This is a genomic window from Acidiphilium sp. PA (assembly GCF_026191915.1).
Lineage (GTDB): Bacteria > Pseudomonadota > Alphaproteobacteria > Acetobacterales > Acetobacteraceae > Acidiphilium.
In genome coordinates this window covers 608,275-627,383 of the sequence record NZ_JAIMBY010000001.1, presented here as the reverse complement: position 1 = coordinate 627,383, position 19,109 = coordinate 608,275, and the positions used below count along the sequence as shown (strand labels likewise).

At 62.8% G+C, this 19,109-nt stretch carries 23 protein-coding genes; 10 read left to right on the top strand and 13 right to left on the bottom strand.

The genetic code is table 11. The annotated features are described in order from the left end of the window. Nucleotides 1–27: 27 nt before the first annotated feature. The 5 genes from AruPA_RS02955 to AruPA_RS02935 all read right to left on the bottom strand — a co-directional run bounded on the left by AruPA_RS02955 (nucleotide 28) and on the right by AruPA_RS02935 (nucleotide 2,272). Complete coding sequence (locus tag AruPA_RS02955) at nucleotides 28–819, bottom strand: flagellar biosynthetic protein FliR (protein WP_265634922.1); 792 nt, start codon at nucleotides 817–819, stop codon at nucleotides 28–30. Next, complete coding sequence (locus tag AruPA_RS02950; protein ID WP_265634921.1) at nucleotides 809–1,075, bottom strand: flagellar biosynthetic protein FliQ; 267 nt, start codon at nucleotides 1,073–1,075, stop codon at nucleotides 809–811. Before AruPA_RS02950 ends, AruPA_RS02955 begins: the two co-directional genes overlap by 11 nt. A 69-nt stretch (nucleotides 1,076–1,144) precedes the next feature. Continuing rightward, nucleotides 1,145–1,456 carry a flagellar hook-basal body complex protein FliE gene (locus AruPA_RS02945; RefSeq protein WP_265634919.1) on the bottom strand — a complete coding sequence of 104 codons (312 nt, stop codon included), beginning with the start codon at nucleotides 1,454–1,456 and terminating at the stop codon, nucleotides 1,145–1,147. After that, entirely contained in the window at nucleotides 1,456–1,860 is a 405-nt protein-coding gene (gene flgC / locus AruPA_RS02940; protein WP_265634918.1) for a flagellar basal body rod protein FlgC, read from the bottom strand. Before flgC ends, AruPA_RS02945 begins: the two co-directional genes overlap by 1 nt. A 31-nt stretch (nucleotides 1,861–1,891) precedes the next feature. Further along, entirely contained in the window at nucleotides 1,892–2,272 is a 381-nt protein-coding gene (locus AruPA_RS02935; protein WP_265634917.1) for a flagellar basal body protein, read from the bottom strand. Between the two features lie 218 nt (nucleotides 2,273–2,490). On the opposite strand from AruPA_RS02935, the gene AruPA_RS02930 reads away from it, so the two are divergent. The 9 genes from AruPA_RS02930 (at nucleotide 2,491) to AruPA_RS02890 (ending at nucleotide 10,493) form a co-directional block, all read left to right on the top strand. Further along, entirely contained in the window at nucleotides 2,491–2,772 is a 282-nt protein-coding gene (locus AruPA_RS02930) for a hypothetical protein (protein WP_265634916.1), read from the top strand. Between the two features lie 29 nt (nucleotides 2,773–2,801). Beyond that, nucleotides 2,802–3,551 (top strand): flagellar type III secretion system pore protein FliP, encoded by a 750-nt coding sequence (gene fliP / locus AruPA_RS02925; protein WP_265635124.1) that lies wholly within the window; start codon nucleotides 2,802–2,804, stop codon nucleotides 3,549–3,551. 182 nt (nucleotides 3,552–3,733) lie between these two features. Next, on the top strand, nucleotides 3,734–4,576 hold the full coding sequence (locus tag AruPA_RS02920; protein ID WP_265634915.1) for an alpha/beta hydrolase: 843 nt from the start codon (nucleotides 3,734–3,736) through the stop codon (nucleotides 4,574–4,576). Nucleotides 4,577–4,588: 12 nt separating this feature from the next. Continuing rightward, nucleotides 4,589–5,293: an SDR family NAD(P)-dependent oxidoreductase gene (locus tag AruPA_RS02915; RefSeq protein ID WP_265634914.1), complete on the top strand. Its 705-nt coding sequence runs from the start codon at nucleotides 4,589–4,591 to the stop codon at nucleotides 5,291–5,293. Then, on the top strand, nucleotides 5,287–6,702 hold the full coding sequence (locus AruPA_RS02910) for an aldehyde dehydrogenase family protein (RefSeq protein ID WP_265634913.1): 1,416 nt from the start codon (nucleotides 5,287–5,289) through the stop codon (nucleotides 6,700–6,702). The genes AruPA_RS02915 and AruPA_RS02910 overlap by 7 nt, the downstream gene beginning before the upstream one ends. Nucleotides 6,703–6,867: 165 nt before the next feature. Continuing rightward, nucleotides 6,868–8,211, top strand: coding sequence for a hypothetical protein (locus tag AruPA_RS02905; RefSeq protein ID WP_265634912.1), 1,344 nt, complete (start codon nucleotides 6,868–6,870; stop codon nucleotides 8,209–8,211). A gap of 20 nt (nucleotides 8,212–8,231) precedes the next feature. Beyond that, the gene (locus tag AruPA_RS02900) at nucleotides 8,232–8,609 is read left to right on the top strand and encodes a c-type cytochrome (protein ID WP_265634911.1); all 378 of its coding nucleotides are present in this window, start codon (nucleotides 8,232–8,234) and stop codon (nucleotides 8,607–8,609) included. A 287-nt stretch (nucleotides 8,610–8,896) separates the two neighbouring features. Beyond that, nucleotides 8,897–9,730 (top strand): slipin family protein, encoded by an 834-nt coding sequence (locus AruPA_RS02895; protein ID WP_265634910.1) that lies wholly within the window; start codon nucleotides 8,897–8,899, stop codon nucleotides 9,728–9,730. Then, the gene (locus tag AruPA_RS02890) at nucleotides 9,717–10,493 is read left to right on the top strand and encodes a Crp/Fnr family transcriptional regulator (protein WP_265634908.1); all 777 of its coding nucleotides are present in this window, start codon (nucleotides 9,717–9,719) and stop codon (nucleotides 10,491–10,493) included. Before AruPA_RS02895 ends, AruPA_RS02890 begins: the two co-directional genes overlap by 14 nt. Nucleotides 10,494–10,508: 15 nt before the next feature. On the opposite strand, the gene AruPA_RS02885 is transcribed toward AruPA_RS02890, so the two are convergent. From AruPA_RS02885 to AruPA_RS02850, 8 genes are all read right to left on the bottom strand, one after another. Continuing rightward, nucleotides 10,509–11,075 carry an ester cyclase gene (locus AruPA_RS02885; RefSeq protein ID WP_265634906.1) on the bottom strand — a complete coding sequence of 189 codons (567 nt, stop codon included), beginning with the start codon at nucleotides 11,073–11,075 and terminating at the stop codon, nucleotides 10,509–10,511. Nucleotides 11,076–11,151: 76 nt separating this feature from the next. Continuing rightward, complete coding sequence (locus AruPA_RS02880) at nucleotides 11,152–12,219, bottom strand: ferritin-like domain-containing protein (protein WP_265634904.1); 1,068 nt, start codon at nucleotides 12,217–12,219, stop codon at nucleotides 11,152–11,154. Nucleotides 12,220–12,374: 155 nt separating this feature from the next. Beyond that, nucleotides 12,375–13,148 (bottom strand): ATP-binding cassette domain-containing protein, encoded by a 774-nt coding sequence (locus AruPA_RS02875; RefSeq protein ID WP_265634903.1) that lies wholly within the window; start codon nucleotides 13,146–13,148, stop codon nucleotides 12,375–12,377. Then, nucleotides 13,148–14,242, bottom strand: coding sequence for an ABC transporter permease (locus AruPA_RS02870; protein WP_265634902.1), 1,095 nt, complete (start codon nucleotides 14,240–14,242; stop codon nucleotides 13,148–13,150). Before AruPA_RS02870 ends, AruPA_RS02875 begins: the two co-directional genes overlap by 1 nt. A gap of 88 nt (nucleotides 14,243–14,330) precedes the next feature. After that, nucleotides 14,331–15,365, bottom strand: a complete 1,035-nt coding sequence (locus AruPA_RS02865) for a substrate-binding domain-containing protein (protein WP_265634900.1) — start codon at nucleotides 15,363–15,365, stop codon at nucleotides 14,331–14,333. Between the two features lie 312 nt (nucleotides 15,366–15,677). After that, nucleotides 15,678–16,814, bottom strand: coding sequence for a LacI family DNA-binding transcriptional regulator (locus tag AruPA_RS02860; protein ID WP_265634898.1), 1,137 nt, complete (start codon nucleotides 16,812–16,814; stop codon nucleotides 15,678–15,680). A gap of 104 nt (nucleotides 16,815–16,918) precedes the next feature. Further along, a complete protein-coding gene (locus AruPA_RS02855) occupies nucleotides 16,919–17,728 on the bottom strand; it encodes an SDR family NAD(P)-dependent oxidoreductase (protein ID WP_265634896.1) in 810 nt (269 codons plus the stop codon). A gap of 120 nt (nucleotides 17,729–17,848) precedes the next feature. Then, nucleotides 17,849–18,046: a hypothetical protein gene (locus tag AruPA_RS02850; RefSeq protein WP_265634893.1), complete on the bottom strand. Its 198-nt coding sequence runs from the start codon at nucleotides 18,044–18,046 to the stop codon at nucleotides 17,849–17,851. 479 nt (nucleotides 18,047–18,525) lie between these two features. Here AruPA_RS02850 and AruPA_RS02845 point away from each other — a divergent pair, with 479 nt between their 5' ends. After that, nucleotides 18,526–19,068: a PEP-CTERM sorting domain-containing protein gene (locus AruPA_RS02845; protein ID WP_265634892.1), complete on the top strand. Its 543-nt coding sequence runs from the start codon at nucleotides 18,526–18,528 to the stop codon at nucleotides 19,066–19,068. The last annotated feature ends 41 nt before the right edge of the window (nucleotides 19,069–19,109 follow it).

Sequence of the window (19,109 nt, the reverse complement as noted above, 5' to 3'; positions counted from 1 at the left end):
TTTCGCATCAGGGCGGGTTCGTGTGTTTCATAGCGCGACATAGCGAACCAGCACACGGCCGGCATCGGCCTGCCAGGTTGCCAGGATCGGGCCGAGGAGCGCGGCGAGCATGCCGAGCCCGACCAGGATTTGCAGCGGTGCCGCGACGAAAAATATCTGCATTTGCGGGGAGGCCTTCGCCATCAAGGCAAGGCCCGCCTGCCAGATCATCCCGATGGCAAGGAACGGCGCTGCGATCTGGGTTGCCAGGAGGAATTCGAAAGCGACTGATTTGATCACGAGCTTGATCAGCAGGACGATCAAGCCGGCGCCGTGGGACTGCCCGATCAAATCGGCGGGAATGCGATGGAACGAGTGGACCAGCGCGATGATTGGTACGATTACCAGGGTCGAGCTGAAAAACAGGACCGGCAGCAGCATGCTGAAGATGCTCGAGACCAATGTGCTTTCGGCACCGATGTCGTTGCTCGGCAGCAGCACGCTCGATAGGCCGATCTGGTACGAGATGGCCTGTCCGGCGATTGGTAACGCGTACAAGATGGTGTTGACCAGCCAGCCGATCGTGAGGCCGACTACGAGTTGTCCGACGATGAGGGCGATGAGGAGTGCCGGTGTCTGCGGCATCGGCGGTAGGGTCGCGGCGGCCAGGGGGGCGATGATGGTGGTCAGTGCGAGGGAGACGCCGATTTTTGCCATCGCCGGCACAGTGCTGGCGCCCAGCCCCGGCAGGACCATCACCATGCTGCTGACCCTGACGAACACGATCAGGAAGTCGAAGACCGTGTTGGTCAGCAGCACCTGGCCTGGGTCAGCCGACATGGACGATTGCGGAGAATATATTGTGGGAAAACTCGGTCAGGATGGTGACCGAATATCCCCCCAACATCATCACGGCTCCGGCGACGGCGACCACCTTGGGCAGGAAGATCAGGCTGGGTTCGTTGATCTGTGTGATCGATTGCAGAACCGAGATGATCAGACCGGTTGCGAGGGAGGCAAGCAGGGGCGGTGCCGCCAGCCGGGCGGTGATGTAGAGCGCCTCGTGCAGCACGATGGCAATCGACGGGTCGGGCATGGGTCCCTCATTCCTGGTTGGTCGTCGTGCGCGGCGAAGGGTTTCGAGCGGATCGGTGGTTCGGGGGGGTCAGATCGGCATGCTCATGATCGACTGGTAGGCGGTGATCAGACGATCGCGGATGGCGACCGTGGTTTGCAGGGCCAGTTGCGCCTGGGCGACCGAGGTGACGACCTGGGTGAGATTGCCATTTCCCATCAGGCCGTTCTGCGCGAGCGTTTCGGCGTTCGCACCCTGCTTGACGGTATTGGTCAGGACGCCCGAGATGTAACTCGCGAAGTCCTTGCCGGAGGTGTTGCCTGGACTGGTTGACGCATCCGTCGTTTGATAGGCGGCGAGACCTTGTACGGCCTTGGTGATGGAACTGACGGTGCCGGACATCAGATCAGCCCCAGGGTGCGCGTCAACATGCCGCGGGTGGCGTTCATGACGGACAGATTGGCATCGTACGAGCGTTCGGCCTGCTGCATATCCATCAATTCCACGAAACTGTTGACATTTGGCAATTTCACATAGCCCTGGGCGTTGGCGGCCGGATTCGAGGGATCGTATTTGACCGGGAACGAGGAAGGATCGGTGCCGATATTGGCGACGGTCACGAGATCGGCGTTGAGCTTCTGATTATAGGCGTCCTGGAACGTAATGGTCTGGCGCCGGTAGGGATTGCTGCCCGGTGTTGCGCCGGTGCTGTTGGCATTCGCCAGATTTTCCGCGATGACCCGCAGACGGGCGCTTTGGGCGGATATGCCCGACGCGGAAATTGCGAGTGAGGTGCCGAATTCCATTGAAGACTCCTTCTGGGACAATTTTGTCCGATTAAATGTTCGGACCAAGTGCCGTGGTGAACATGCCAATATAGGATTTGTATATATTGACACTGTATTGTTGTTCGATTTGCGTCTTTGCGACGGCGGCGAGTTCCTGGGTCAGTGAGACGGCATTGCCATCGGGCGCGCGCTGACTTATCGCGGCGGGTGTGCTGGCCGTTGCCGGATCGGACTGGCCGGGCAGGTCGTCGGCGTGGGTCATGGCGGGGACGATCGGTGAGGTGCGGCTCAGATAGTCCTGAAACGGCGTCATCGTTTGCGGGGAGAAACCGGGTGTGTCGATGTTGGCGATGTTGCGCGCCAGCACGTTCTGGGAGTCAGCCAGGTAGGATATGCGCTGCGCGGCGATTGCCATCAGATTGTCTGCCATGGTGCCCTCATGATCTCTGGATGCTAGATAGCGGAGAAAAGTAAACGAATGACTAACTTGTCCGGGAACAGGCATTTTTAATTCTGTTGTCCTGATGAAATCTGGCAACAGAAAATTAATAAATCGTCGCTAGTCTGATCCTCACCTGATCGCGTGGTGCGGCGCTTCGAACACCCGACACATATTGTTGCGGCCAGGTTGAGGAGAGCGATGCGGCCATGATGCAACCGGACCTGTTGAATGCGACGATCACGCTGATCGTGCTTGTCGGGATCATGATCGGGCTGTGGTATGCGGCCAGGCGATCGGGCGTGCCGCAGCATCTGGGCGGGCGGTTATCGCTGCGGCCGGGTGCGAGCGGGCGGAGTGTCGTGCAGATCGATCGGGTTCGTAAATTGTCGATCGTGCAGGTGGAGGGATACCGGTTTGCCGTGCTGACCGGCGGGCGCTCCGATCAATTGGTGCGACTGGGCGATGCGCCGACGCCGGAGTCAATGTAATGCCGGCCGATGTGATGCCGGCCAATGTGATGCGGCGTGTGTTGCGGGCGGGCAGCGCGGGTCTTTTGGTATCGTTCGCTGCGGTGGGGGTGGCCCATGCGCAGTCGGTCTCGGTCGATCTCGGGCATGGCGGCGCGCCGGAGACCGCGAAACTGATCCAGCTGGTGCTGTTCATCGGGTTGATGGCGCTCGCGCCTAGTTTGCTGGTGATGCTGACCGCGTTCACCCGCATCATCATCGTGCTGTCGATCCTGCGCACGGCGCTGGGTTTGCAGACGACGCCGCCGAATACGGTGCTGATCGGGCTCGCGTTGTTTTTGACCTATTTCGTGATGCAGCCGGTGTTTGCCGAGGCGTGGCAGGCCGGATTGCTGCCGATGACGCAGGGCGCTGTTGATACCTTGACCGGGATCCGCCAGGCGGCGGTGCCGTTTCATGCGTTTCTGGCCCAGAACGCGCGCGCGCCGGACATTCGCATGTTCTCCGCCATCGCCCATGCCCAGATCCCGGCGCACAAGGCCGACGTATCGTGGCGCATCCTGATCCCCAGCTTCGTGGTCGGTGAATTGCGGCGGGGCTTCGAGATGGGCTTCATGATCTTTCTGCCGTTTATGGTGATCGATCTGGTCGTGTCGGCGATTCTGATGAGCCTGGGCATGATGATGCTGCCGCCCACCGCCGTGTCGCTGCCGTTCAAGCTGATCTTTTTCGTGGTGATCAACGGCTGGCAATTGATCTGCGGCAGTCTGGTCCGCAGTTTCCCGGTGCCGCATCTATGAGGCGCGGGCGTGCCGCCATCCACGCGAAACCGGCCGCCATGCGCTCCACACCGTGTATCTGCCGTTTCGTTCGATGAGGGGGTGCCGTGCAGCGGCGGTGATCGGCTTGTCATTGCCGGTGGGGCGGGGCAGTCTCGGGATGCTGCCGGCGACGTGGCGATCAGCCAAGGAGGATAACGAACATGCAGAACCCCGATACGATCTGGTCAACCCTTGGCGCCGCGGCGCGGTCGGCGGCTTATGACAATACCAATGCCGTCGCGAACAGTGCGGCGCTGAACCAGGAGCGGATCGAGGCTTCGGCGGCGTATCGGGCGGCGCATGGCGGCGCGCTCGATCTGGCGTATCTGCCGGGCGAGCGGACGGCGTGGGATTTGTATCCGGCGGCCGATCCGGCGGCACCGTGCCTCGTGTTCATTCATGGCGGCTATTGGTGGAAGAACCGGCGGCAGGATTTTGCGTGTCTCGCCGCGGGCATTGCGGCGCATGGCTGGTCGGTCGCGATCCCCGGGTATGATCTGGCACCGGCGGTTTCGGTGAGTGCGATCGTGGCGCAGATCCGCGCCGCACTCGACTGGTTGCAGGCGCATGGCGCGGCGCATGGCATTGCGGGGCGGGTGATCGTGTCGGGCTGGTCGGCCGGGGGGCATCTGGCGGCGATGGCGCTCGATCATCCGCTGATCGCGGCGGGGATGGGGATTTCCGGGGTTTATGAGCTGGGGCCGCTGCGCGATACCAATCTCAATCAGTATCTGCGCCTGAGTGATGATGATCTGACGCAAGCCTCGCCGCTGCGGTTGCCGGTGGTGGACAAGGAGTTTGCGATTGCCTATGGCGCGGCGGAATTGCCGGCGCTGATTTATAGCAGCCGGGATTTTCATGCCCACCGCGCCGCGCGCCAGGCGCCGGGCGTGCTGCTGCCGGTCGCTCATGCGGATCATTTCACGATCATTGCGCAGCTGCGCGAACCGGACAGCCGGTTGATCCGCTGTATTCTCGATCTTGAACGATTTGGCGGACGGTAGGAGGATCATTCGATGGCGGCTTCGACACCGACCGGGACGGCGCTGATCATCGGCGCATCGCGCGGGCTTGGGCTTGCGCTGGCCGAGACCTATCTGGCGCGCGGCTGGCACGTGATCGGCACGGTACGCCGTGCCACGGGGACCGGGCTGCATGCGCTCGCCGCGACGGCCGGGGGTCGGCTCGAGATCGAGCAGGCCGATATCAACGAGCCGGCGCAGATGGAGGCGCTGCGCGCGACGCTGGCGGGACGGGTGATCGATCTGCTGTTCGTGAACGCGGGGATTTCGAACGGCGCGGCTGAAACCATCGCGACGGTGAGCACGGACAGTTTCATCCGCACAATGGTGACCAATGCGCTCAGCCCGATGCGCGCGGTCGAGGCGTTCGAGGGCCTGGTGCCGCAGAGCGGGACGATCGCGGTGATGTCGTCGGGGTTGGGCAGTGTCGCGGATAACACGGGCGGCGGCTGGGAAGTGTATCGCGCGAGCAAGGCGGCGCTGAACACGCTGATGCGCAGTTTTGCCGCCCGCCACGCCGGGGATGCGCGGAGCATGGCGATCATCGCGCCCGGCTGGGTGCGGACCGATATGGGCGGGCCGGGGGCGTCGCTTGCGATCGAGGAGAGTATTCCGCGCGTGGTCGATGTGCTGACCGCGCATTCCGGCAAGCCGGGGTTGCGCTATCTGGATTATCGGGGACAGACCGTGGCGTGGTGAGCGCCGGCGCGCCGGGGCTGGACGCGATCGGCCCGGTGTTCGAGCGGCAGCGCCTGCGGGCGCTGGCGCTGCGGACGTCCTCGGCGGCGGCGCGGATCGCGACGCTGCGCCGGCTGGAGGCGGAGATTTTTCGCAGGCGTTCTGCCTTGTATGCGGCGTTGCACGACGATCTGCGCAAGCCGGAGGCTGAGGTCGATCTGGCCGAATTGATGCCGGTGATCCAGGAGATCCGACATGCGTGCCGGCATCTGGCGGGCTGGATGGCGCCGCGCCGGGTGCGCCCGACGCGGGTGATGCTGGGAACCAGGGCCAGCGTGCGCGCCCAACCGCGCGGGGTCGCTCTGATCATCGCGCCGTGGAATTATCCGTTCAATCTCGCGCTCGGCCCGCTGGTTTCGGCGATCGCGGCAGGGTGTACCGCGGTCATCAAACCCTCGGAATTCGCGCCGCGGACGGCTGCGCTGATCGGCGCCATCGTCGCGGCGTGTTTCGAGACCGATGAGGTCGCCCTGTTCGAGGGGGATGCCGCACTGGCGACTGCGCTGCTCGAGCTGCCGTTCGATCATGTTTTCTTTACGGGCAGTCCGGCGGTCGGCAAGATTGTGATGGCGGCCGCCGCGCGGCATCTTGCCTCGGTTACGCTGGAACTGGGTGGCAAGAGCCCGGTGATCGTGGAGCGGAGCGCTGATCTGGACAAAGCGGCGCGCAGCATCGCGTGGGGCAAGTTCGCCAATAACGGGCAGACCTGCATCGCCCCCGATCATGCCTATGTGCAGCGGGACTGCATGGCGCCGTTCATCGAGGCGGTGCTGCGGCACATGACCGCGATGTATGGCGAGGGCGGTCGCGGCCCGGATTACTGCCGGATCGTCACGCCGCAGCATTTCGAGCGGATCAGGCGGCTGATCGAGGATGCGCGTGGCCGGGGGGCAATTGTACATGCCGGTGGCGTGTATGACGCGGCTGACAAATTCATCGCGCCGACCCTGCTGTCCGGCGTGCCGGCGGATGCCTTGATCATGCAGGAGGAGATTTTTGGCCCTGTGCTGCCGATCGTGCCGTTTGACGACATCGGCGAGCCGATCCGCGCGATCAATACGCAGCCGAAACCGCTGGCGCTGTATGTATTCTCGCGCGATACGGCGGCCGTCGAGCGGATCATGGCGCAAACCGCGGCCGGCGGGTCGTGCGTGAATGCGGTGATGGCGCAGTATCTGCACGCCAACCTGCCGTTCGGTGGCATCAATAATTCGGGGATCGGCAGCGCGCATGGCCATTATGGTTTTCGGGCGTTTTCGCATGAGCGTGCGGTGTTGACGGACCGGTTCAGCGCGGCACCGATGCTGTTTCCGCCCTACGCGCGCGGGGTGCGGCGCATGATCAAGCTGGTTCTGCGGTTCCTGACCTGAGGCGGCGCGATCGGGGGCAGGCGCACGGTTTTTGGGAGAATGGACGCCTGACATGCGCGCCGGGGCGGCGGGCAGGGCCGTCGTTTCATCTGGGGCGCTTGATCTGGATCAATGACGGAGAGCCCGCGCGCGCGCATTGTGCGCTGCAAAAGAGGGGTTCTTCCTATGATGTTCAGATCGACGCCCAATCGCACCACGGCGGCCGTCCTGGGGCTGGGACTGCTTGCTTTGGCGCCTGCCACGGCGCAGGCGATTCCCGCGTTTGCGGCGCAGACGGGTGAGGAATGTTCGGCTTGCCATATCGGGTTTCCGCAACTCACCGCCTATGGCCGGGCATTCAAGCTGGAAGGGTATGTTGCGGGGGGCACGTTTCCGACCTGGAAAAACTTCGCGCTGATGTCGCAGATCGGGTTTACCACCCAGCACGACAAGGTGCCCGGCGGGCTCGCGCCGGGCTTTAAATCGAACGATGCCTGGGCGGCCCAGCAGACCAGCCTGTTTTTCGGCGGTGCGCTCGATGCGAGTGCGGGGCTCGGCGCGTTCATTCAGGTGACCTACGACGGGATCGCCAAGCAATGGCATTGGGATAATATCGATATCCGGATCGCGCGGCCTGGCCGGGTGTTCGGCAAGTCGCTGTTCTGGGGCATCACGTTCAACAATGCGCCGACCGTGACCGATTTGTGGAATTCGCCGCCGAGCTGGGGGTATCCATATATCCCTTCGGGACTCGCGAACGGCCCGGCGGCGCAACAGCAGATCCAGGCGCTGGCGCAGGGGGTTTATGGCGTCGGCGCCTATAACGCGCTCAATCTGAATTCGGAGAACATGCTCTATACCGAGTTCGATCTGTACAAGGCGCTGCCGAACCGGATGAGCTATGCGCTCGGCGTCGGGCCGGCGACGCAGGTGGAATCGGTGATCCCCTACGCGCGGGTTGCATTGCAGCATCAATGGGGCAGCTCATCGCTCGAAATCGGCACCTATGCGTTGATGGACCGGCCCTATGCGGCGGGGACGATCAACGGCCCGACCGATCAGTTTCTGGATGTGGCGGCGGATTCGCAGTTTCAGTACATCACCGGCAAGCAGGCGTTTTCGGTGCAGGCGAATTTCACGCATGAGTCGCAGAGCTGGCAGGCGAGTTTTCCGCTCGGCCTTGCGAGCAATCGTGCCGATACGCTCAACACCGCGACGCTGACGGCGTCGGAATTGCTGTTTCAGAAATACGGCGTCACGGAATCGTTCAACACGATCTATGGCAGTTCGGACCCCGCGCTTTATGGCAATGCGAACGGCAAGCCGAACACCGACAGCTGGACCACCGAACTCGATTACTATCCGTTCAACAATGGCGGACCGAAATGGTTGCCGTGGCTGAATGCGAAAATCTTTGTCGAGAACACGCTCTATCCGACGTTCAACGGGCTGGCGCGCAATTATGACGGGGCGGGCACCAACGCCCAGGCGAACGATACGTTCTTCACCGGCATCTGGCTGGCGTTCTGATCATGAAAGGAAAATCCAGGATGAAACCGATCGTGCTGGGCATGGTGCTCGCTGGTGGATTGTTGTGGACGGGGTGTGCGCAGGCGGGCAATGCCGCGCACGGCAAGGCGATTTTCGCCGATCAATGCGCCTCCTGCCATAGCGCCACGCCGGGGCAGAACGGCATCGGGCCCAGTCTGGCCGGCATCTATGGCAAGCCGGCGGCATCGACCCAAGGGTTCGATTTTTCGCCCGCGCTGAAGGCGGCGCATATTGTGTGGACCGACGCCGCGCTGGACAAATTTCTGGCCGATCCGCAAGGCGATGTGACTGGTAGCAAGATGCCGTATATGGGTCTGCCGCGCGCGACGGATCGCGCCGATGTGATTGCGTATCTGGCAAGTCTGAAGGCGCGTTGAAGTAAAAAAGAGAGGGAAGGGCAGGCTTCTTTTTTGGAAAAAAGAAGCAAAAAACTTTTTTACTCTGGGGCATGGGCGTTTGAACGGGTACGGGCTCGAATTAACGAAGTTTTTTTTGCTTCTTTTTTGTTCACAAAAAAGAAGACTTCCCTTTTTCCTCGCCGATCTGGCCTCTACGTAGTCTCCGAGTCTGCCGGGATTGTCTGACATCGTCTAGGGTCCGTAACTGCGCCGCCTGCATGGCCCGGCGCAGCCCTGACGGTCCGGTCACGCGCGAGGAGGGTCTCATGACATTCGCCTTGCAAGACTTTGTCACCACCATTCTAGTCGTGATCGTGATTTTCATCGTGCTGAGCGTGCTGGTGCGCGCGACGGTGAAAATTCTGCGCGAGTACGAGCGTGGCGTGATCTTCACGCTGGGCCGGTTTCAGACGGTCAAGGGTCCCGGACTGATCGTGCTGATCCCGTTCGTGCAGGAAATGGTTCGTGTCGATCTGCGGATCCAGGTGATCGAAATCCCGGCCCAGGACGTGATTTCGCGCGACAACGTTTCGATGAAGGTCGATGCGGTGCTGTATTTCAATGTCGTCGATCCTGAGCACGCGATCATCAAGGTGCAGCACTATCTGCCGGCCACGGTCATGCTGGCGCAGACCACGCTGCGCGCCGTGCTGGGGCAGCATCCGCTCGACGAAATGCTGTCCGAGCGCAAGAAGCTCAGCCTCGATCTGCAGGTGATCCTGGAAGGCCAGACCGAGGTTTGGGGCATCAAGATCAGCAATGTCGAGATCCGCACCGGCGAGCTGACCGATAATATGATCCGCGCGATTGCCAAGCAGGCCGAAGCCGAACGTGATCGGCGGGCCAAGATCATTCACGCCGAGGCCGAGTTTCAGGCGGCGCAGACGCTGGTGGATGCGGCGACGATTATTGCGAGCGTGCCGGCGGCGATGCAGTTGCGCTACCTGCAGACGCTGACCGAGATCGGCGCCGAACAGAACTCGACGGTGATTTTCCCGATGCCGCTCGATGTCATCAAGCCATTGCTCGCCTTGCTCGAAACCAAAACTGCCCCGCCGCCCGCCATCGCTTTGCCGGTCGGCATCCATGCCATTCCATGACATGGTCAATCATGGCGTGATGCCCGTCCCGGTCGGGCTTGCGATCGCTGCGATGCCATATCGCCCGATCGCCGAGCAGGGTGCTGGCACGCATTGCGCGGGGTGTGCCGCGCGCCACACCGGGCTGTGCGATGCGCTGGCGGATCGCGATCTGCCGGAACTGGCGGCCGCGGCGCAGTGGCGCACCATCCGCCGCGGCGCGCTGTTGATGACCGAGGGCGATCCGGCACGATATTTTTTCAACATCAACCACGGCACCGCCAAGGTTTACCGCGACCTGCCGGATGGACGGCGCCAGATCACCGGTTTCGTGACCGCGGGATATTTCGTCGGGCTCGGCATGGCGGCGGATTACAGCGCCTCGGTCGAGGCGGTGGAGGATGTGCGGCTGTGCCGGTTCGACCGGGCGGCGCTGCGCGCGCTGTTCGTGACGTTTCCCTCACTGGAGCGGACATTGTTGGTCGCCACGGGCAATGAACTGCTGATCGCACAGGCGCAGATGCTGTTGCTCGGCCGCAAGAGCGCGCTGGAGCGCCTGGCCTCGTTCCTGTTGGCATGGATCGAGCCGGCGCGCCTGACCGGCACCCGGCTGCCAATGGGGCGCGGGGATATCGCGGATTATCTGGGCCTGACGATCGAGACGGTTTCGCGCAATTTCACGATTCTCAGGCAGCGCGGGCTGATCGCGATTTCGACCGAACAGGAAATCACGATCGTCGATTGCACGGGGCTCACCGGCATCGCGATCGGGGCGGCGGCGTAGCGCCGTCCTTGCGGGTCAGACCGGGCGGTCGGCGCTGCTCGCCCAGGCTTCGCCCATCAGGCGGTTGCTGGGTTGTGTCGGGTCGAGCACTTTACGTGCGGTTTCGGCGCCGGCGACCGGCAACCCGGCCGGGTCGAGCAGGCCGATCTGGACCAGGACCGACGCCTGATCCCAGTAGATGTGTTCATGGGCCAGCCGCCCATCGTGGAATTGCACGATGGCGACGAGGGGGATTTCGACGGTGCGCCCGGTCGGCGGCACGCCGGGCAGCATCCAGTCGACCGACGAGGTGTGGGTGAAGCGGAAGATCATTTCGTCGACGATGCGATCCGCCCCGACCGTGCGGCTGACCGGGATCATGGCCGTGTCGGGCGGATTGCCGCCGATGAAATGGTATTTGTAGAAGCGTTTGAGCTGGTCATGGCCGACGCCGCCGGTCATGGTGGGGATGTGATTGACGTAGGGCGACGCCACCATGGTGGCCATGGTGGCGTCCACATCGCGCGTCTCGAATTCGTAGCGGCAATGCTCTTCCCACAGGGCTTCGAGGTCCCACGCCGCGGTCACTTCGTGATCTGCCATGATCGATGCCTCCGAACGATTGTCTGAAGAGCGTCGCACAGAGCGGGGCGCGCCGCCAGTCGCTGCCGGGGCCGGACTATCCCAGTGCCATGGGCAGAAACGCGGGGCTGACACCGTTCGGAAAGAAGCCGCCGGCCGTGGCGCCGGACGAGAGGAACAGGATGTTGAGGGTCTGGGCGTAGCTGCGGCGGAACAGCAGCGCCTGGGAACCGAACGGGCCGATATTGACGTCGCCGTTCGGTTGCAGGATGCCGCTGTCGTCATTGGCGCCTGACAGCGAGGCGCGCAGGACCGCGATCTTGTTGGCCGCCGCACCACCGCCGATCTTGGCAAGCAGGGTGCGGATGGTGCCGGCGTGGTAGGATTCCGCGCCTAACAGCGCCCCCAGATAGGTCAGGTTGGTGTGGTAGCTGAGGGATTGGATTGCAAAGCCCAACGCGGCCGTGGCGATGTCCTCGAGGAAAAAAGCGCCTAGCAGAAAGCTGGTCTCGTCCGCGAACGGGTTGAAAATCTGTCCGGGCACGATGAGCCCCGCGGCGATCGCCATTGTGGTCCAGGCGGTCTGCATGTCGATATCCGGCATGGCGAAACCGTTCAAGATCGATTCAGCGTGGATGTTTCTGACATGGGTCAACTCGTCGGCCGCGATGTCGCTTGCATATTGCTGGATGATCGAGGTCTGGAACGGTACGGCACTGCCGCCCGTCACGGTGCCGGGGGTACCGATGCCGGCGGTGTCGGCGGCTGACAAGCCTTGGCCCGTGACGGCGTAGAGATAGTAGGTTGCCTCGAGATACTGGATGTTCTGGATGAGGGCGAGGCTGTAATAATCATTCGTGGTGATGGCTGGGGTCTGCGGTGTGCCGCTGGCGGCCGCCGTCGCATCCGCGATCTTCAGTCCTGCCAGTGCGGCGAGACCCGCGGCGCCCCTGCTGCCAAAGCGCATGATATGGCGCCGTCCCGGGTTGGTCGATCGTGTATCGGCGCCGTTTAAAACGACCTGTTCGTCCACTGTCTGGTTCCCTGTCATTCGGATGTCGAGCATGCCGCGCGATTTGGTTGATTGACGGATGCGACCGCTGGCAGCGCCGGTCGGGAAGCCCGACCGGCGCTGCAACGGATGGTCACCCATCATGCGAGACATTACGATACTGCGACAAAGATGTGTTTGACAAGAAGTTTTGTAGTTTTTGATATTAAATCTCAAATTAAGAGATTAGCGAGGCGGGAGCAGCGAAGAGGTGGGCGTTTCCGAATGAATATGCCGGTCGGATTTGCGGACCGCCCGCCCGTGTGCCTTCATGCGGCGAGCGCCTGATCCGGCACTTTTGCGCCGGTCATGTAGGCGACCGCGTCGGACATGCTGTGCTCTTTCGGATCGATCAGGCAGAGGCGGCGGCCGAGGCGGTGGACGTGGATGCGGTCCGCCACTTCGAACACATGGGGCATGTTGTGGCTGATCAGAATGATCGGAATGCCGCGGGAGCGGACGTCGAGGATGAGTTCGAGCACGCGGCGGGATTCCTTGACGCCCAGCGCCGCCGTCGGTTCATCGAGGATGATGACTTTCGAGCCGAACGCCGCCGCCCGGGCCACCGCGACGCCCTGGCGCTGGCCGCCCGAGAGCGTCTCGACCGCCTGGTTGATGTTCTGGATCGTCATCAGGCCAAGCTCGCTGAGTTTCTGGCGTGCGATGCGCTGCATCTCCGCGTGGTCGAGCTTGCGGAACACGCTGCCGAGAATGCCCGGTTTGCGAATTTCGCGGCCCATGAACATGTTGTCCGCGATCGACAGGCCGGGTGACATCGCGAGCGTCTGGTATACGGTTTCGATGCCGGCGGCGCGGGCCGCGATGGGCGAGGCGAAGCGCACCTTGCGGCCTTCGAGGGTGATTTCCCCCTCATCGAGCTGTACCGCGCCGGAGATCGCTTTGATGAGCGAGGATTTGCCCGCGCCGTTGTCGCCGATCACGGCGAGGATCTCGCCTGGATAGAGGTCGAAATCGCAATTATCGAGCGCGGTGACGCGTCCGTAGCGCTTGACGAGGTTACGGCCTGTGAGAATCGGTTCCATTACACGGCTGCCTTTCTGATCCATTGATCGACCCCGACGGCGACGATGATGAGCGCGCCGATCAGCAGATAGGTCCATTGCGGGTCGGTGCCGTACATGTTGAGGCCGAGGGTGAACACGCCGACGATCATGGCACCGAAAATCATGCCGAGAATCGAGCCCCGTCCGCCGAACAGCGAAATGCCGCCGATCACGACCGCAGTGATCGAGTTGATGTTTTCGAACTGGCCCGAATTCGGTGAAATGGCGCCGATGCGGCCGATCAACGCCCAGCCGGCCACAGCACAGACCAGGCCGGACAAGGTATAGACGCCGATCAACATGCGCTTCACCTGCACGCCGGCGAGTGCCGCCGCGTCCGGATCGTCACCGACCGCATAGACATGCCGCCCCCAGGCGGTGTGGCGCAGCACGTAGGCGAACAGCAGGACCAGGGCGAGCATCAGAATGACGCCGTAGGTGAAGGTGGCACCGCCGTTGCCCGCCGCGTTGGCGCCGATCACGAAGGTGTTGCCGAGATATTGCAGCAGCGGGGCTTTCAGCTCGATCTGGGTGGCGCCGATCGTCTGGTTATTGGAATACAGATAGTTCGCGGCCAGCACGATCTGCCACATGCCGAGGGTGACGATGAAGGGCGGCAGTTTCATCCGCGCGACCAGTGTGCCGTTCAGATAACCGACCGCGGCGCCGAAGGCGAAACCGCACAGAATCGAAATCGGCGCCGGCAGGCCGTAGACGAAGGTGCATTGGCCCATCAGCACCGAGGAGAACACCATGATGGCACCGACCGACAGATCGATCCCGGCGGTGAGAATGACCAGCGATTGGGCCACGCCGACGATGCCGGTGATGGTCACCTGCTGAAGGATCAGCGTCAGCGCATAGGCCGAAAAGAACCGCGCGCCGACCGCAATGCCGAAGCCGATCAGCGAGGCGATCAGCACCAGCAGCGGTGCGAGCCACGGCGTTTCGTGCAGGATGTGCTGCATCCGTTCGAGCGCCGATTTGCGGTGGACGAACTCGGCCACCTGGTCGGTGCCGGCGGGTTTGATTGCGGCCTCGAAGCCCTGTGGGCCCGGTGAAATGGTCGACATGTCTTCCCCTCCAGGACCGCGTGATTGTTTCGCGCGGTGATGAAGGGAGCGGCGGCGCGCGCCGCTCCCGTTGCTCGTTTTTTAGCTTTTATTTGCCCCAGCAGAGCTTGGCGCCCTGGGCCGGGGTGATCGAGGGGACGCCGGGCACGGGGTGCGCCGTGATCAGCTGGGTGCCGGTGTTGTAGAAATCCTTGCCGGCGCTGGCGGCGGGCTTGGTGCCGTCCTTAGCGAATTTCACGATGGCGGCGATGCCCAGCGAGGCCATTTTCAGCGGATATTGCTGCGAATCAGCACCGATGATCCCGGCCTTGACGCCGGCCACGCCCGAACAGCTGCCATCGATCGCCACGATCGTGACGTCCTTGGTCTTGCCGACCGATTTCAGCGCCTGATAGGCGCCGAATGCCGCCGGCTCGTTGATCGCGTAGACCAGGTTGATGTTGGGGTTGCGGGCCAGCAGCGTCTCCATGCCTTTCTGGCCGCCTTCTTCCGAACCGCCGGTCTCTGCGTGGCCGACGATCTGGGGATCCGGCACGTCGAACGTGTTGGGGTCCTTGATCGGTACGCCGAAGCCGGCGAGGAAGCCGTGATCGCGGTCGATATCGACGGTCGGATGCGAGATCGACAGGTCGAGCATGGCGATCTTGGCGTCCTTCGCCTTGGCACCGAGTTTCGCCTTGGCCCATTCGCCGATCAGCTTGCCGGCCTCGAAATTATCGGTGGCGAAGGTCATGTCGGCGGCGCTGGTGGGGTCGAGCGCGGTATCGAGCGCGATCACCAGCAGGCCGGCCTTGCGGGCCTTTTCCACGGTCGGCACGATCGCCTTGGTGTCGGACGGTGTGATCAGAATGCCCTTGGCACCATCGGCGATGCAGGTTTCGATCGCGGAGACCTGGGATTGATTGTCGCCGTCGTATTTGCCGGCATAGGTTTTCAGATCGACGCCGAGTTTCCTGGCTTCGGCGAGCGCGCCGGTGCGCATGGTGACGAAATACGGGTTGGAATCGGTCTTGGTGATCAGGCAGGCCTTGATCGGCGCGGCCTGGGCGGTCGCGGCACCGAGGGCCGTGGCGGCGGCGAGCGCAAGAATGGCGCGGCTCGCGATTTTTTTGTGGATGGTCATGTTTCTCTCCTGGTTGGTCTTGCGTCGTTTTCGATGATTGAGGGCGTTTTTGCGCCTCGGGTCAATGAAATTCTTGGTTGGTGAAGGGAAAGGTGAGGGAAGCAAGTTCTTCTTTTTTGTGAACAAAAAAGAAGCAAAAAAAACTTTAGTAATTTAGGACTGCGGCTGTGAAAGCGCCCGTGGCCCCAAAGTCAAAAAGTTTTTTGCTTCTTTTTTACAAAAAAGAAGCCTTACTTTGCTTATTCTTCCCCGCATAAACCCCTTGCGATATCCGTCGTCTCGATGATCCAGCCTCCCTTTCAGTTGAAGATTTCATGCGATCGCGCCCGCATCCGCCGCACAGCCGCATGAGCGGCGGTGCCGGATCGTGACCGGCAGGCGCGTAAGGCGTGGCCGCAGGCCCGGTTCCGCCAGGCGTTCGAGCAGCAGGCGCACCGCGGTGATGCCGATTTCGCGGCATGGCTGTGCCACGGTGGTCAGATGCGGCTTGAACAGATCGGTCCAGGCGAAATCGTCGAACGCGACCAGGGCGATATCGTCGGGCACGGCGAGGTCATGGTCGGCCAGGGCCTGCATTGTGCCCAGGGTCATCAGATTGTTCGAGGCGAAGAGGGCGGTGGGTGGTGCGGCCAGCGCGAGCAGTGCCTCGGTGGCGCGGCGGGCCGGTTCGGCGCTGTATTCGCCGCAGGCCAGCAGCTTCGCATCGTAGGGGATGCCGGCATCGCGCAGACCGGCCCGATAGCCGGCGATGCGTTCGCGCGTCGAACTCAGGCCGGGCAGGCCGGTCAGCATACCGATCCGCCGGTGGCCGCAGGCGGCGAGGTGGCGCACGAGGCGGCGGGCGCCATCGGCATTGGCGACCACGACGGCATCGCAGGCGGGGCTCGCGACCCGATCGATCTGCACGACGGGAATGTTATGGCGTGCCACGCGGTCCAGCACGGCGGCGCCCCCATCGGCGGAGGGGGCCAATATCAGCCCATCGACCCGGCGGCCGAGCAGCGCGTCGAGCGCCTCGATCTCGCGATCGGCGGATTCGCTGATGCCGACGAGGATGACGGTATAGCCCTGCTCGCGCGCGGAGGTTTCGATCGCATCGACCACGGCGGTGAAATGGGGGTTGGTGATGTCGCCGATCGCGATGCCGATGGTACGGGTTTCCGCGCGCTTGAGCGAGCGGGCGACCGAATTGGGGGTGTAGCCGGCGGTGGCGACCGCCTGCATTACGCGGTCGCGGGTGGCGTCCGGCACGGCGCGGGTGCGGTTGAGCACGTGGGAGATGGTCGAGATCGAAACACCGGCGAGGGCGGCGACATCGCGCATCGTGGCAGGGCCGGCATCGGGCAGGCGGGCGCGGAGGGCGGGCGTGTTCGCCAGGGGGCGTTCGCTTTGGCGGGCCACGCGGGGCGCCTGCGCTGCTTTGGGGGCCGGCGTTCGCCTGACCTTCATGTTTCCTCTCCGCCGCAAACGTATTCCGAAAACGTTTGCGTGGATTTTCTCTAAGCGAACGCGCGAACGATCGCAAGCACAATTTTCGGTGAAATCCGTCCGGTTCAGGTCGTCCAGTTGCGGGCGAACTCGGTGTGCAGCGACAGGCCGCCACAGACATACAGTGTCTGGCCGGTGATGTAGCTGGCATCGCCCGAGGCCAGGAACGCCACCGCCGCGGCGATTTCGGCCGGCTGGGCGGCGCGCCCGATCGGGATATGGTCTTCGACCGCGCGTCTGCGCGCGGCATCACCGGTCCAGGATGCGTTCATCGGCGTGATCGTGGCACCTGGCGCCACCGCATTGACCCGGATGCCGCGGTGGGCGAATTCCAGCGCGAGGGTGCGGGTGATGTTGCCGACCGCCCCCTTGCTCGCCGAATAGGAGAGGAATCCCGGTTTGGGCACGGTTTCATGCACGCTGCTGATGGTTACGATGCTGCCGCTGCCGTGCTCGACCATATGCGCCAGCACGCGTGATGAAACCTGTGCCACCGCGATCAGATTGACTGCGATGACCCGGGCGAAGCGTACCGGATCGAACTGATCGCCCGGTTGCTCGTACTGAATGCCGGCGTTGTTCACCAGATGATCGAGCCGGCCGGTCAGTGCGATCGCGCGCGCCACCACGGCGTCCATCGCGTCATGATCGGCGGCGTCCGCCGCCTCGGTGCCATGGGCACCGGCGGGGTTGATGGCGCGCAGGGTATCGAGTGTGGCGGCCGCACCGTCGGGGTCGTTCAGATGCGTGATGGTGACGCCGCACCCCTCGGCGGCGAGTCGCTCGGCGACGGCGCGGCCGATGCCGGTGGTGCCACCGGTGATCAGGGCGCGCTGCCCGGCAAGGCGTTGGGGATGTGTGGGATGGTTTGCCATGATCAAGCTCACTCGCGTGCTGGGGATCGACGGATTGGCAGGTTGGCCATGCTTCGTGCAGCGATGCAAATGCAGCGATCGCTCGTATGGCCCGGAACGGAGCTTTCCCCTTCGGATTCGCTATTGCCGATTGCGAGCCGCGGCTGGTGCGGGGCGGCCGAGGGAGTCGACGATGCGCCGCGTGCTGACCTGGACCCGGTTCAGATAGCCGTATTCCAGCGCATGGCGCGGGCCACAGATGTCGGTGCGACCTTTACGATCGGGCACCGGCACGCCGGGGATCGATATCTGGTCCGGTTGAAAGAGCCCTTCGGTCATGTCCGGCAGTCTGACCGAACGGGCCTGCGCGTCAACCGGCTCGATCGGGTCAGGCGTTTGGTGCGGTGGACTTTCGGTCGGTTTTGGTCACGGCGCGCCATGTTTTTGAGGTTGGACGCTGTTTCGGAACGCGTATGACATCATGGTGTTGGGGCTGGGACATCAGGGAGCGCGGCTTGCATCGGCCAGATCGATCCGCGGTGCGATCGGGCGCACGTCGGAAGGCCCGATCGCCTGGGCTGAAGCCTGTCCCTATCGGGCTTGCTCCACCCTGAGTCTCGGACGGCCGGATCGTTGGCGCGACGATTTGAGACGGACTCTCCGAGTCAGGAATTTTTACAGTCATAATCTTGTAATATTTTTTATTGATTGAAATCAATGAGATAAAAATTGGCACAAGACTTGCTCCCTTATAATATGTCACGCAAGTATAGTTTATTTGCTGATATCGCAACATTTTTGAAGAGCAGGAAACACGCATGACGATCATTCGACGAATCGGTATCGCGCTGGCCACACTCGCTGTGGCGGGCGTCGCGACGGCTTCAGCGGGGACCTATGACTTCAGTTATCAGGGAGGGTTCGGGAACAACAATATCACGGGCAGTTTCACGACCGCTCTGAAACCTGTGAGGCAATCGGGCGGTGGTTATCGGGTCACCGGCGTTACCGGCCGTTTCGACAATTCCGCCATTACGACGCTGCTTGCCGTCAACAAATTTCAGGGCAATGACAATCTGTTCTTCGCCGATTTTGCGAATGGGGCCGATTTTTATAGTCCGTTCGATACCAATGGCATTTCGTTCAAAGATTCCGCGAACCAGTTCATCAACCTGTTCAGTGACGCGGGTGTGATATTCGGGGCGCGCACCTGTTCGGTTCTCACGGGCAGCTGCACCGTTTCATCGGGAACGCTCACCATTACGCCGGCTGCCCTGCCGGTGCCTGAGCCTGGCAGCCTGCTTCTGCTCGGCACTGGCCTGGTCGGGCTGGGCCTGGTCGCGCGGCGTCGCGCGGTCTGAACGGCATTGCCGGCCGGCGGATTATTCCGCCGGCCGGATTT